Source organism: Prosthecobacter sp. (assembly GCF_044236155.1).
Lineage (GTDB): Bacteria > Verrucomicrobiota > Verrucomicrobiia > Verrucomicrobiales > Verrucomicrobiaceae > Prosthecobacter.
Genome location: NZ_JBIIHA010000035.1, coordinates 1 through 13113, shown reverse-complemented (window position 1 = coordinate 13113; position 13113 = coordinate 1). Strand labels below are relative to the sequence as shown.

General features: G+C 59.8%; 10 protein-coding genes and 1 pseudogene. 3 read left to right on the top strand and 8 right to left on the bottom strand.

Translation table 11 applies throughout. The features are described from left to right. The 7 genes and pseudogenes from ACILSE_RS20795 to ACILSE_RS20765 form a co-directional block, all read right to left on the bottom strand. Positions 1-378 carry an MmcQ/YjbR family DNA-binding protein gene (locus ACILSE_RS20795; protein ID WP_395719361.1) on the bottom strand — a complete coding sequence of 126 codons (378 nt, stop codon included), beginning with the start codon at positions 376-378 and terminating at the stop codon, positions 1-3. Between the two features lie 53 nt (positions 379-431). Beyond that, the gene (locus ACILSE_RS20790) at positions 432-1838 is read right to left on the bottom strand and encodes an arylsulfatase (RefSeq protein WP_395719360.1); all 1407 of its coding nucleotides are present in this window, start codon (positions 1836-1838) and stop codon (positions 432-434) included. A 46-nt stretch (positions 1839-1884) separates the two neighbouring features. Then, the gene (locus tag ACILSE_RS20785; RefSeq protein WP_395719359.1) at positions 1885-3252 is read right to left on the bottom strand and encodes a metallophosphoesterase family protein; all 1368 of its coding nucleotides are present in this window, start codon (positions 3250-3252) and stop codon (positions 1885-1887) included. Then, positions 3249-4619: a sulfatase gene (locus tag ACILSE_RS20780; protein WP_395719358.1), complete on the bottom strand. Its 1371-nt coding sequence runs from the start codon at positions 4617-4619 to the stop codon at positions 3249-3251. Before ACILSE_RS20780 ends, ACILSE_RS20785 begins: the two co-directional genes overlap by 4 nt. A 19-nt stretch (positions 4620-4638) precedes the next feature. Then, the gene (locus ACILSE_RS20775; RefSeq protein WP_395719391.1) at positions 4639-5325 is read right to left on the bottom strand and encodes a hypothetical protein; all 687 of its coding nucleotides are present in this window, start codon (positions 5323-5325) and stop codon (positions 4639-4641) included. Positions 5326-5403: 78 nt separating this feature from the next. Further along, a pseudogene (locus ACILSE_RS20770) lies at positions 5404-7029 on the bottom strand (YHYH protein); the annotation flags it as partial. 524 nt (positions 7030-7553) lie between these two features. Next, positions 7554-8837 carry a sulfatase-like hydrolase/transferase gene (locus ACILSE_RS20765; RefSeq protein ID WP_395719357.1) on the bottom strand — a complete coding sequence of 428 codons (1284 nt, stop codon included), beginning with the start codon at positions 8835-8837 and terminating at the stop codon, positions 7554-7556. Positions 8838-8874: 37 nt separating this feature from the next. Between ACILSE_RS20765 and ACILSE_RS20760 the strand changes: the two genes are divergently transcribed. The 3 genes from ACILSE_RS20760 to ACILSE_RS20750 all read left to right on the top strand — a co-directional run bounded on the left by ACILSE_RS20760 (position 8875) and on the right by ACILSE_RS20750 (position 10739). Then, positions 8875-10086: a sialidase family protein gene (locus tag ACILSE_RS20760; RefSeq protein ID WP_395719356.1), complete on the top strand. Its 1212-nt coding sequence runs from the start codon at positions 8875-8877 to the stop codon at positions 10084-10086. A 99-nt stretch (positions 10087-10185) separates the two neighbouring features. Beyond that, the gene (locus tag ACILSE_RS20755; protein WP_395719355.1) at positions 10186-10416 is read left to right on the top strand and encodes a type II toxin-antitoxin system ParD family antitoxin; all 231 of its coding nucleotides are present in this window, start codon (positions 10186-10188) and stop codon (positions 10414-10416) included. Further along, the gene (locus ACILSE_RS20750) at positions 10413-10739 is read left to right on the top strand and encodes a type II toxin-antitoxin system PemK/MazF family toxin (protein WP_395719354.1); all 327 of its coding nucleotides are present in this window, start codon (positions 10413-10415) and stop codon (positions 10737-10739) included. The genes ACILSE_RS20755 and ACILSE_RS20750 overlap by 4 nt, the downstream gene beginning before the upstream one ends. A 238-nt stretch (positions 10740-10977) precedes the next feature. Here the strand turns inward: ACILSE_RS20750 and ACILSE_RS20745 are convergent, their stop codons facing one another. Continuing rightward, the gene (locus ACILSE_RS20745) at positions 10978-12981 is read right to left on the bottom strand and encodes a DUF4132 domain-containing protein (protein ID WP_395719353.1); all 2004 of its coding nucleotides are present in this window, start codon (positions 12979-12981) and stop codon (positions 10978-10980) included. Between the last annotated feature and the right edge of the window lie 132 nt (positions 12982-13113).

The window sequence follows — 13113 nt, the reverse complement described above, 5'->3', positions numbered from 1 at the left end:
TCACTTCTTCCGGCGGGAAGACGGCTGCTTCTCCAGACCTGCGTGGATTTTTCCAGGCAAAGAAGCCACGACCAACTGGTACGAATGCTCGACGAGTTCACGCACGAGTTTCGGCGGCACGCTCCCGTCGAGCATCACGGTGTTCCAGTGCTTCTTGTTCATGTGCCAGCCAGGCTTGATGCCCTTGTACTCGTCCCGTAGCTCGACTGCACGTTGTGGGTCGCACTTCAGATTGATGCGTGATGGAAAATCTTCCGGCACGGTGACGGCGAACATCTTCCCGCCCACCTTGTAAACGAGCGCCTCGGGACCGAACGGCATTGTTTCCTCCGCTCCGGGCAGACTCAGGCAATGGGCGATCACATCGGGCAGGTCCATCAGGAATGATGAAACCCGAATGATGAATGGCGAATGAAAATCACCAGCGCGGCTCAGTCCGCCTGGCCCCAGACGCGGGGTGTCTTGAAATCCGCGGCCTTGGGCGCGCTCTTCGGCGGAACGGCCTGCGCGGTCAGTTCTGCGAGCTTGGCGCGCAGTTCGGTCGCTTTTTCGGGATTGGAGGCCGCGAGGTTGTTTTTCTCGTTCGGATCTGTGGCTAGGTTGAAGAGCTCGATCTGCGGCCCGCCGCCTTCCTGCTTCTTTTTGCTCTTTTTCTTCTTCGGCGCGGCTTCAGCACTGCCATCCTCGCTGTCAGCCACGTTGCCGCCCATCACGAGTTTCCAGTCGCCCACGCGTATGGCCCCGTTGCCCGGCGTGGTGTTGTAAAGGATGAACTCGTTCGGCGAGGCCGCCCCTTCCGTGATGGCGGGCCATGCGTCGCGACCATCCAGCGGCAGCTTTTGTTCGAGCGATGCGCCTGCGAGCTTCAGAAGTGTGGGAAACCAATCGACCATGTGTAGCGCAGCGGTGACCTTGCTCTCGGGTTTGATCACACCGTCCCAGGTCGCGAAAGCGACGACGCGCGTGCCGCCTTCGTAGAGCGTGCCTTTTCCGGCACGCAGCGGGCCGTTGTCAGTGATCTGGCCTGGATTCGGGCCACCGTTGTCGCTGGAGAAAATGAAGAGCGTGTTCTTGCGCATGCCCGCCTCATCGATCGCCGCCGCGATCTGCCCCACGGCCTCGTCCATCGCGGCCAGCATGCCCGCATATTTCTGGCGATTGCCTTTAAAATGACCGTAGGGCTTCAAATACTCGTCCGGCACCTGATGCGGCGCATGCACAGCATTGAAAGGCACATAAAGAAAGAGCGGCTTTTTCGCGTCGCGCTCACGAATGAGGCGCACGGACTCTTTGGCGAGCAGATGTGTCGAGTAGCCCTCGTCGTGGTTCTCCTTGTCATCGCGATGCCAGTCGAAGCCGCCATCGCGGATGTGGGTGAAGTAATCGATCGCGCCGTTGTAGTGGCCGTATTGATGATCAAAGCCGCGCTGCAACGGCAGATAACCCGGCTGGAAGGTGCCGAGGTGCCACTTGCCCACGATGGCCGTCTCATAGCCGGATTCCTTTAGCGCCTGCGGCAGCGTGCGTTCCTCCAGCGGCAGGCCATACAAGGCCCACGGCCGCACCACGCCCACCTGCAGGCCATGACGCATCGGATACCGGCCCGTCATCAAGGCGGCGCGCGTCGGCGAGCACACGGGCTGCACATAAAACTGGTCAAGGATCGCGCCTGCCTTCGCCAGCTTGTCGAGGTGCGGAGTCTGGATGTCCTTCCCGCCCATGAAGCCGCAATCCGCGCGGCCCAGATCATCCGCCAGCATGAACACGATGTTCGGACGCGGCGCCTCCGCGGCAAAAGCGGAGGCGACTAGCAGGAGAGGCAACAACATGGTTTTCATGGCCGCGCTGAAACGAGAGGCGCAGCCCTGACCTTGCGCGCCGATTTTACCGCGGGCGCACGATGTAGCTGTGCTCCACCGCGCCGTTTTCGAGATCGGAACGCGTCACGCCGGGCACGATGCTGCGCACGTAGTCCACTTTGGCCTGATTCGCCTCCACCGTGACGCGCAGATGTCCGCTGCTGCCGAGGATGACGCCGCCGTAACCGTATTCTTCGGCGCTGCGGGTGCCGCCGCTCGGATGGCCGGGTTGCGGCACATCTTGGTAGATCATGCCATCCAGCTCTTCTTTGACGAAAAGATGGTCGTGGCCGTGGAAGACGATGTTCACGCCGTGTTTCACGAAAAGCTGATGCAGCGGCATTTCCCAGCCGGGACGGTTCTGTTTGAAGCCCTCGCTACCGTCCGCGTTTTTGCCGCCCCATTCCATGTAGGCCGCCGTTTTGGAGCCACCGCGCACATCACGACCCAGACCGCCGACGAGGTGATGGATGAACACAAAACGCATCGCCGCCTTGCTGCTCGCGAGCGTTTGGGACAGCCAGCGATACTGCGTCTCGCCGAGGGTCATGTCCCAGCCGGAGGCTCCTCGCTTGGTCGTGGCCCAGAACGGATCGAGGCCGATGAAGAGCGCGTTTCCCCACTCGAAGGCGAAGTAGCTGTGCTTGTCGTTGCCGTCCGTCGGATTCGGAAAGTAGGTGTGGCGCATGCGGAGGGACCACTCGGCCATGTCGGAACGCTCGCCGCGCTCGCCGTCGTGATTGCCCAGCACCATGAAGATCGGCACGCTGTGCGCGACGCGGCCCATGTAATAGCGCTGCGCCTTGTATTGCGACTCTGAACGCGTGTAAAAGCTGCCGAACTTGTCCACCATCGTCGTATCGCCGAGGTCGATCATGAAGTCCGGCTTGTCGGCGAGCATGTTCGCCAGCGTCTGCTGATAAACACGCACATCCGTGCTCATGTCGAGGTGAGAGTCCGCCTGCATGACGAACGAAAAGCGCTCGCCAGCCTTCCGCTGCGTGTGAAAGCTGCGCATGACATCCTGCACAGCCTCGCCACCCGCGCGGCGGTAGGTCAGACGGTAGTTGTAACCCGTGTCCGGCTTCAAACCTCCCAGCACGATGTTTTGCGTTTCACCGGCCTTCAGTTTCATCGGTGCAGTCTTCAATCCGTCGCCATACTCGATGAAAGCTTCCATTTCGTCCCAAGCGAGCACGCTAACGGTCACTGACTCCGCGCCCGGTCTGCAAAGCCACACATTGAAAAGATAAGGCGGCACCACCGCCGGCTCGACCTGGCCTCCCTGGCCTGCGCCACCTTTGCCTCCGCCCTTCTGTTTCTCGTCCGGCGCGGCGGCGATCAATAGCAAGGCTAGCGCGGCAAACCCAGATGATAAGACAAGCGGCTTCATGGCTTTTTGCCTCCCTTCTTCCCACCTTTTCCTCCGCCCTTCTTTGCGGGCTCTTGTTTGGGATCGTAGTTCGGATTGGCTTTTGGCATTTCGGCTCTTACTTCGATCAAGTAGTCCGCGAGCTGCTTCGAGAGCTTGGCAGTGAGTTCGGGTTGTTTGGAGGCGAGGTTCTTTGTTTCGCCGATGTCGGCTTGGAGGTCGAAGAGCTGGTTTTCGCCCGTTTCGTAGAAGTGGATGAGCTTCATGTTGCCGCTGAGGATCGCGGAGTGCGGTGAGTCGCCTTGATAATGCGGAAAATGGAAGACCAGCGGCTCGCGGGATCGTTTCACGGGATCGGATGAACCGCTGAGCAGATGGGTGATGTCGCCGCCTTCGAGTTGCGTTGGCAGTGGAGACTTCACACCGGCCCAGCGGCAGAAAGTCGGGAAGAAATCGTAGCCGACGACGCGCTGATGGCACCATGAGCCTGCCTCGATGCCGGGGCCGCGAATGATCAGCGGCACGCGGATGCCGCCTTCCCACACATCGCCCTTGCCGCCGTTCAGGGTGCGGCGGTTCGAGCCGCCGTTGTCGGACATGTAGATGACGATGGTGTTCTTGGAGAGACCCATGGCATCCAGCTTGGCCAGCAACTCGCCCACACCACGATCGAGATCCTCCGCGATGGCTGCGCGACCGACTTCCTTGTCGTCTCTGCCACCGGCGAGCTTCCGATACTTCTCCACCAACGCGGGGGTGGCGTTTTCTGGATAATGCAGCGCATTGTAACTCATCTGAATGAAGAACGGCTTCTTGGCCGCCTGGCTCTTCTTCATGAACTCGACGGCTCGTGTGCCCATGCCAAAGATATCCACCGGGTTCGGCGGCAGATGCGGCGCGGCGTCCTGATTGCCCGTGTCACCATCGCTCTCGTCGTAACCGTGTGCGGCGGGTCCACCGCCGGAGAGATGCCATTTGCCGTAGTGGGCGGTGGCGTAGCCAGCGGACTTCAGCATCTGCCCGATGGTGATCTCGTCGTCGCGAATGCTTTTGCGATTGTCGCCTTCGATCAAACGATGACCCATCTCCGCCGGTGCCGCCTTGGTCCATCCCAGCGCCGCCGGATTGCGTCCCGTCTGCAAGCTGATGCGTGTCGGCGAGCACACCGGCGCGGGCGCATACGCCGCGCTGAACCTCATGCCCTGTTCCGCGAGTCGCGCGATGTTCGGCGTCTGCACGATGCTGCTTTTCGAGTCCGGCATGTCCGGGTGCATCTGGCAGGACAGCCCGCTCCAAGCCTGATCATCGGAGAGCATGAAGAGGATGTTTGGCAGCGCGGCGGCGAAGGCACCGGAGGCTGCGAGTAGCAGGAGGAGAAGCGATTTCATATTCGTGCAGGAAGAAGAGTTATCGTTGCGGCACGCCACTCACATCGAGATCGGGCTTCGTGTTCCACCGTGGCGTCCAGCCGGGTTTCTCAACCTTCGTGCGGAAGATGACGGTGTTGTCGAGGGCGATGTCATCGGTCCAGATGAACTTGGCCCCTTCGAAGTCGTTCTCGAAGTAGGGCTGTTTGGGATCGACTTCCTCGATGGTGTATTCTTTGGCCTGCTTCCAGGTGCTGTCGTCGAAGTCGGCGGCCCACCAGTTGGCGGGGAGAGGCTCTTGTTTGACCTGCGGATTGGTGGTGTCGCCATTCACGGGGCCGTGAAAGAAGTTTTTGGCCTTCCAAGTCGCGTTCGTGACGGTGCCGTCGGCGAATTTCAGGCAGAAGCCGCCATCGCCGATGCTGGTGCCGTATTCCATGCCGGTCTTTGGATCGGCGTTGTCCTTCGCGAGCACGGCGATGGTCATGGGATACTCCGGGAGGAAATCGACGCTGACGACGTTGTGCGGCGTGAACTGGATGCTGTCCACGGCGACGAGGCGGCCGTTGACGTAGAGCATGAACCAATTGTCGGCATAGACGTTGAGTTTGATCGTGTCGGCGATGCTCGGTTTGACGAGGCCTGGAGGGCCTCCTTTGCCTTTTCCTTTGCTGCCGCCTTTTTTGGGCTCTGCGGCGGTGGGTGGCGGCGGTGCGGGTGCTTCCACTGGTTTAGGTCCGACTTGTCCGACGGGTCGGACCTGTCCGACGCTGCCACCACTGACATGCACGACACGCAGCGATGAACTCGCCACGACTTTGCCCTTCATCGCTGCGATGAGCTCTTCGCGTCCGGGCGTGCCAGCGACGTTCAATGGCTCGTTCAAGGCATACATCGTGATGACGTAGATGCGTGAGCCAGCACCTTTGGACATCGGCGGTTCGTAGCCGACCTCGCCTTTGAAGCCGGCGCCCATCTTGCCGATGTCGTGCGCGTTCTTGGCGAGGCTCGTGGTGCCGGCGGGGATGTCATACTGCGTCCAATACCACTTCATGTTCCCCTCCTTGTCGGCGTGGTCCATGATCAAGGCATAGCTCTTCGTGCCTGTCGGTGCGCCGGTCCACGCGAGCGGCGGTGTGGCGGCCTCGCCATCGCCGGTGAACTCCTGCGGTAGCTCCTTCAAGTCCTCGACGACCGGGCTGGTGAGCAAAAACTTGCCGTCGCTGCTGCGGGGCTGATCCGGACGCTCGACAAAGGTGTCTTTGCCGCCTTTGCCACCGCCCGGGCCTTTTTGACCAGATTGACCTTTTTGACTGGATTGACCTAGTTGAGTCTCGGGCGACTGCCATTCGCTGGCTTCGAGCTGGCCGTTGCGATCCTTGTCAATGTCGGTGAAGGCCGTTTTGGCCTTCGCCATGGCGTCGGGCAGTGAGAGGCCTTTTTTCGCGGCGTTCGACTTCGCGTTATCGGCAAACTCCTGCGCGGTCACGACGCCATCGCCATTCACATCGAGGATGCCTTCCACCTCGGCCTGCGGACGCGGTGGGCGACCGCCTTCTTCACCGGGACGCGGCGGCGGTTCATCACCGCGACGCATCTCGCCTTCGCGACCACCTTTGCCCTGTCCCTTGCCTTTTCCTTTGCCCTTCATGCCTTCGGGGCCACCACCACCAGGCGGTCGATCGCCGCCGCCACCACCGCCGCCTTGGCGACGGGCGGTGTAAACTTCATCCGCCGTGCCTTCGCGACCATTGTCGAAGTGGAAGGGATAGGTGCCATCGGCCTTGATTGAGTAGCTGACGCTGCGTTTGTCGCCATTCATCTCGTAGCTGAGTTTGTAGCTGTCCTTGCCGGTGCTTTCAAAGGCGGTGATCTTGGCACCGCGAAGCGCCGTGAGGGCCTCGCGCACGCCTTGGGCTCGCGGTTGCGGATCGACCTGCTCTCCCGCCTCCACGACCTCGCCATGGAAGCCGCCGATGACATAGGGATACTTCATCGACGCATGGTAATGATAGCCGCCGGGCGATTCGTGACCGTGGCACTCGTCGAGGTTCGCCACGGGCGAGCCATCCGGCTCCGTGAGGCCATAGATCGGATAACCATCCAGCGCATAAGCCACCGGCATGCCTTTCCCGGCCTGCGCCTGGAGATGCAGCGGCGTGATGTGGTAGTGGTAATCATCCGCACGACCGCAATGCCCGCCCCACTGATCGAGCTCGCCGATCTCGTAGCTGATCTCGCCGCGATTGTTCTGCGGATTGAAGATCGGGATGCCATTCACCGCCAAGGCGATCGCGCCGCGCAGAAAGCGGCCTTTGATCATGGCGGGTTCCTTGGCTGGCACCGGCTTCAGCGGGATGCGCCAGGCATTGTCATCGAAATACGGCTGCGGCAGCGGCACCTGCTGCTGCCACGCGGTGATGCCCACCATCATGTTGTGATCCGGCAAGCCATTCGAGCCCACATAGAGAAACTCACTGTCCGCATGCAGATCGAGCTTCGTGAAGGGCAGAAAGGCCTTCGCGGTCTTCGGCGCATTCGCCGCTTTCGCGGCTGCCGCGGCGGCGAGTTGGACGACAGAGGCCGTGGAGGCCACTTGTGGGCGGAGAGTGATGCGGACACTCTTGTCTGCATTTGTATCAGGTGACGTTTGGGCAGACAGGAGTGTCTGCTTCACACTCCACTCCTCCAAAATGTGCGCCCGCAGCGCCTCGCGGTCGGTGGTGGCCAGATCATGCGCGGCGAGGCTTGTGGTGAGCAGCAAGAGGACAGGGAGCGTTTTCATAGCACTGCCTACTAACTCTAGGCGCGTCAAAACGGCTTCAGCGATTCTCGGGAGATTTGTCAGGATTGCGTCAAGGGCCTGGACCCATAGGCAAGAGAATGGGGGCGGAAGAATGCATGGATCATTCTTTTGCCCCTATTCTTCTGCCTACAGGTTCAGTTCAGCCTGCCTCACTCCTTCGCTTTCTTTTTCTCCTTGTTCGCGTGGCGGCCGCTGCCGTCGCCTTGGTCGAGGATGCCGCCAGCGGGGTTCAGCTTGGCCAAAACCGCCTCCAGACGCGTTCGGGCCTCATGCGGACCGTTGACGAGCGTTTCGGTGAAGGGCGCACCGCTCATGTCGTAGAGTTCGCCCTTCTCGTTGAGCTTCCACTGCGCATCGCGCACATACCACATGCGGGCGAGTTGATTGAAAACCCACTCCCGCGGCTTCGCAGGCTGCCCGAGTAGCTGCGGCGCGATGCTTTGACCATCGAACGTCATGTCGGGCAGCTTGGTGCCGATCAACTCGCCAAACGAGGCGACAAAGTCCGTCGAATCGATCAAATCAGCACTCACACGACCTGCGGGTGTTTTGCCCGGCCAGCACGCGATCATCGGCACGAGGCCGCCGCACTCGAGCATCGTGCCCTTCATGCCCGAGAGCACCTTGCCGCCGATAGTGGCGCGATCCGCCATGCCTTTGCCCGTGCCGTTGTCGCCCATGAAGATGACGAGCGTCTTCTCACGCAGCTTCAGCGTGTCGAGCTCAGCGATCAGGCGGCCCACGAGCTTGTCCATGTAGGCGATGTTGTCCGCCATGAGGTCGTTGCTGCCGGGAGCGCTGTCCGGCGTGGGCAGCAGCTCGCCATGCACGTGCGACATCGGGTAATAAACGAAGAACGGCTCGTCGCGATGCTGCCGCACGAACTTCACCACGCGGTCGTGGCACATGTCCGGCATGTATTCGCCATCGGCGAGCTTCTTGTCGTCGCCATTAATGCTGTAGCGCTCTGGCTTGCCGCCATCGACGTTGCGATATACGCCGCTGCCGTTGAAGCGCATCCAGTCATCGAAACCATGATCGCCCGGCTCACCGGGAAGCTGGCCCCATTTGCCCACGCAGGCCGTGGCATAGCCCGCGGCCTTGAACAGACGCGGCAGCACGATCTCCTTCGGATCAAGGTTCGTGCAGGCGTCCTGATTCGTCGCTCCATTGCGAAACGCATAACGCCCGCTCATGATCAGCGCCCGCGAGGGTCCGCAAAGCGCCGCCGTGAAGCACTGCGTGAACCGCGTGCCCTCCGCCGCCAGCTTGTCGATGTGCGGCGTCTTGTAGCGATCCGAGCCGTAACAGCCCACGTTCCCGATACCGAGATCATCCGCGAGGATGAAGATGACGTTGGGTTTCTCCGTAGCGGTCAGGACGACAGCCATCAAAGGAAGCGCGAAGGTGAGGAAAACAAAGTGTCGGACCATGGTGCGCCTGCAAACGTCGGGAACTGAATGCCGTTTCATGATTATGCACCTCACCCGCCGCCATTTTCTCCAAACGACCAGCCTCGCGCTCGCGTCGGCTCACACACACGCTTTTGCCACAGAGGACCCGCTCATCGAGTCCATCGAGAAAGTCGTGGTGAAGACGCCCGCATTGCCCAAGGGCACCTGGTTTCATCCGCGAGCCTGCATGGTCGGGAAGAAGGCCTTCATGACCACGCAGCCCATCGTGGGCTCCGATCACTTCGGGCACGTGCACTGGACCACCTCCGATGACCTCGGCCAAACATGGAACGACTTCACCCCCGTGCCGCCGCTGGGTTGGGAAAAGCTGCCCGATGGCATGAATGAGGCCGTTTGCGACATCACGCCCGAGTTTCATCCGCAGACCGGCAGCGTGCTCGCGCTCGGTCACAATGTCTTCTACCGCGACCGAGGCTTCTTCCGCGACCAACCACCGCGCTGGCCGATCTACGCCGTGTGGAAAGACGGCGCGTGGGGTCCGCGTCGCAAGCTCGTGTGGGACGACCCGCGTGCCACCGAGATCTATTCGAACAACTGCGGCCAGCGCCATGTGCTGCCGGATGGCGATGTGCTCATGAGCTTCACCTTTGGCGTCAAAGGCCAGACGCGCTCCGTGTGCGGCGTTCGTTGCTCCTTTGATGGCGACCAGCTCCTCATCAAGCAAACTGGCAACGCGCTCACCAAAAGCGTCGGCCGTGGACTGCTCGAGCCATCGCTCACGCGGTTCGGAGGCCGTTTTTACCTCACCATCCGCGCCGAGGATCGCAAAGGCTACGTCGCTGTGAGCGATGACGGCCTGCACTACGAGCCGCAGCAGCCCTGGACCTGGGACGACGGCACGCCGCTCTTGACGAACAGCACGCAGCAGCACTGGCTAACGCATTCCGACGGCCTCTTCCTCGTTTATACGCGACGCGATCCCACCAACGAAAAGGTCATCCGCTGGCGTGCGCCGCTCTGGGTGGCGCAGGTGGACCCCAAAACGCTCCGCCTCATCCGCACCACCGAGCGCGTCGTGCTCCCGCTCATCGGCGATGGCGTGAACGCCGCCGACCTCGTCGCCTTCAACGGCAACTTCGGCGTCTGCAACGCCAGCCCCCGCGAATCCTGGATCACCGACGGCTCCTGGTGCCCCAAAACCAACACCGGCGAACTCAACCTCGCCCGCGTGAAGTGGCGGAAGGCGAATGGGTTGGTGGAGGGGTGAGTTGTGGGTCGCCAGCGACCAGCAGTTAAACAAAACCACCCGAAACAGACGCCCCCCCATCTTGACGACACCGCACTCGTGTAGCAATAGATAGCAACTATGAACATCGCACTCACCGCTCATTGGGAAGGTTTCATCCGTCAGTTGATCGACTCTGGCCGTTACAACAACGCCAGCGAGGTTGTCCGCACCGCACTACGCAAGCTCCAGGAAACCGAAGGGGAAGTCTTTCCAGCAGGCAGCCTGAAGCATCTTTACACCAAGGAGGAAAACGCCGCCGAAGCAAAGCTCGCCAAGCGAGTCCGCATCCCGAAGCCTGACGAGGTATGAAACCCTGGGACATCTACACCTATGACTTTGGCGATGTCGGCCCACATCCGGCCGTGATCGTTTCCCATCCAGATCGCGTGGCCAAAGCTGAGTGGGTGAATGTCCTCCTCTGCACGACCCAACGCGCCAACCGCCCTCCCAAACCCACCGAAGTGCGCCTCAATGGTGCCGATGGCCTCGATTGGGAAACCCTGTGCCGCTGCGATGCTCTGTGGCTCGTCGAAAAGTCGAAGCTGACAAAGAAGCGCGGCGCTGTCGCAACGATCCGCCGTCGTCAGATCGTGGACAAGATCAACGCGAGCATGGGGTGGAAGTTGGTGTGAGATAACTTTGCGCTGCCGACCTCGTCGCCTTCAACGGCAACTTCGGCGTCTGCAACGCTAGCCCCGGCGAATCCTGGATCACCGACGGCTCCTGGTGCCCCAAAACCAACACCGGCGAACTCAACCTCGCCCGCGTGAAGTGGCGGAAACCGAATGGGTTGGTGGAGGGGTGACGAGCTATTTCGCAAATTCCCTCACGATGGGGAATCTATCTGTGGGAGATCCGATTCTGAGAGATCTACTCGCTCATCTCTTCGCTCGGAATGGTGTCACGCCAGCCCGAATCGTTGGTTGCTTTGCTCGCAGCGACGAACAAACCGATGTCTCTCATGGCCTCGCTGTAAATCACCGCAGGCACCAGACTCAATGGCACGATTCTGTCAGCCTGGTGGAACCTGATGGCAGCAATCTTGAGCCAGATGATAGGTCGGCCCTGAGTGTCTGGCTCTTCGCTGACATTCATGACCGCACGGATGTTTAAGCGTGGGTAGGAAATCGACGGGCTGAACTGCTCGGGACCTCCGTGGAAGCTGTAGAGCCATCCTCTCTGACGACACAGAGCCGCGAAAGCGCCTTGATGAAGACGTTCATTGCGGTAGCGATGGTCGTCTGTCTCATCGGGAGAGTCTGCAGAACGATGAACCTCTCGCAACACCTGCTGGAAGGGCTGTACGAGGCGATTTTTTAGCGCCCACTTTTGCCATTCCTCATGCTCATCATTTTTTAGTTCTGCTGGGTGCCATAGGCGGATGTTCATTCCGCTAGAGCCAATGACAGAGCGCCCGTCGAGCGTCATTGGGACTCGATTATCTGAATGGGCAGAGTTCTGCCCCAGATAAACGAGTTCAGTGCCAAACCTCCAAAGAAGACGACGAGCCAACGCACCCACGATGGGATGATCACAGTAGTGTTCCTGCCAGATCTCATATGGCAGATCGCGACCTTCACACATCAGCTTCTCAAGGCGTAAGACTTGGGCTCGGTAAGTCTTCTTGACGTCTCTGAGGAGGAGTTTGGTTTCCTTCAACTGATCAGAGTGGCTCCTTTGCACTTCGACTGGAACAGACCTCTGGGGCTCAGCCCCATCCTGATGCCACATGAGTTCAGGTGTGCCAGAATGCGACCATGCGAGCTTGGCAGTGAATGAGCCGATTTGATGACCTTGTTTGAAACCGTGATCGGGCACATGCTTTTCTTCAAGTTCATTCCATCCGGTGCCCGCTTTGGCGGCGACCGCAGTCATTGCCTTGGTCAGAGCTCTTCGCGTAGATTTGTGTTTCACGGCACCCTGGAGATTGGAGAGCGATGGTGTTGCCGCTTCCACCCCTTGGCGACTCAGTGTGTCAGCACAAGCTGCTGCAATTTTGGTACACAGAGGGCCAATGTTTTTGATCTTGGTGGAACAACGCGCGGAAGCATCACCAAGCGAGTTGGTCAGATCAGGATAAGGAGCGCAAAGCCAGATCAGGGGTCTCAAAAGGTCGGTGTAATCATCATCCAGCAGATTCTTCATCGACGACGGGTAGCCGCGCCAGGTGACACCGACGGGGCCGTCTCGTCCCAGCGCTTCCAGGATGTCGCGCATGATCATGCTGAACTGGGGCAAGGCAGCCACCAAGTCTCCTGCGCTCTTGAGAAAGGATTGGGATGGGTTGGAGGATTTTTGGGCACTGGCGAGCTTTAGCAAAGACTCCCATGCCTGCTTGTTCTCGTCGGGAAGTGAGTCACGCCATGCGAGAGCTTTCGCAGTCCATGCGTCTTTAGGGCCAGGAATGATGTCACTACTGACCAAGCCTAACGCCACAGCCATTCGATGCATCAGGCTGCGGTGATTCTTATCCGTGGCTCGTTTCGATATCTTGGGATGATGCTTTCGCAGGCAGGTGAGTAGTCCCACCGATAGCGGATTTGATGCCTGCCTTTGCTCCGCCCATGTGACCAAGCCTGCCAATGGTAACGCAGTGAAGGGGTATTTGAACTCAGCATGGCACTGTAGCCAGGATGCCATCAGATCATCGACCACTGGCACACCTGCCCCCAGCAAAACTCCAGCAAGGCTACTTTGATAGTCTATTCGAAGTCTCTCGCCAGTTGAAGGAAGCATCATGGCGGCCTCGAGAATCTCCTGCTGCTTCTCAAATGGTAAGGTCAAAGCAGGGTGCACCGATTTAGGCTTCTTGTAGGGATTCCAAGCCTTGATGTGTTGGTCGAGATGGTATTCAAACTCTTCTTTGGAAAGCATAGGAGCTAGGGCGTGTTTTAAAATTGGTTTCTGAGGGATAAAGTGCAGATGGCAAGAAGGACAAAAGCCATGAATGAAACATCGGTTTTGTCATACCGGGTGGCCACGCGTTGCATGCGTTTGATCTTTTCA

Coding starts and splice junctions, on each gene's coding strand:
- ACILSE_RS20780 (WP_395719358.1), bottom strand. CDS start 4,619: ATGAAATCGCTTCTCCTCCTGCTACTCGCAGCCTCCGGTGCCTTCGCC.
- ACILSE_RS20760 (WP_395719356.1), top strand. CDS start 8,875: ATGATTATGCACCTCACCCGCCGCCATTTTCTCCAAACGACCAGCCTC.
- ACILSE_RS20765 (WP_395719357.1), bottom strand. CDS start 8,837: ATGGTCCGACACTTTGTTTTCCTCACCTTCGCGCTTCCTTTGATGGCT.
- ACILSE_RS20755 (WP_395719355.1), top strand. CDS start 10,186: ATGAACATCGCACTCACCGCTCATTGGGAAGGTTTCATCCGTCAGTTG.
- ACILSE_RS20790 (WP_395719360.1), bottom strand. CDS start 1,838: ATGAAAACCATGTTGTTGCCTCTCCTGCTAGTCGCCTCCGCTTTTGCC.
- ACILSE_RS20750 (WP_395719354.1), top strand. CDS start 10,413: ATGAAACCCTGGGACATCTACACCTATGACTTTGGCGATGTCGGCCCA.
- ACILSE_RS20785 (WP_395719359.1), bottom strand. CDS start 3,252: ATGAAGCCGCTTGTCTTATCATCTGGGTTTGCCGCGCTAGCCTTGCTA.
- ACILSE_RS20795 (WP_395719361.1), bottom strand. CDS start 378: ATGGACCTGCCCGATGTGATCGCCCATTGCCTGAGTCTGCCCGGAGCG.
- ACILSE_RS20745 (WP_395719353.1), bottom strand. CDS start 12,981: ATGCTTTCCAAAGAAGAGTTTGAATACCATCTCGACCAACACATCAAG.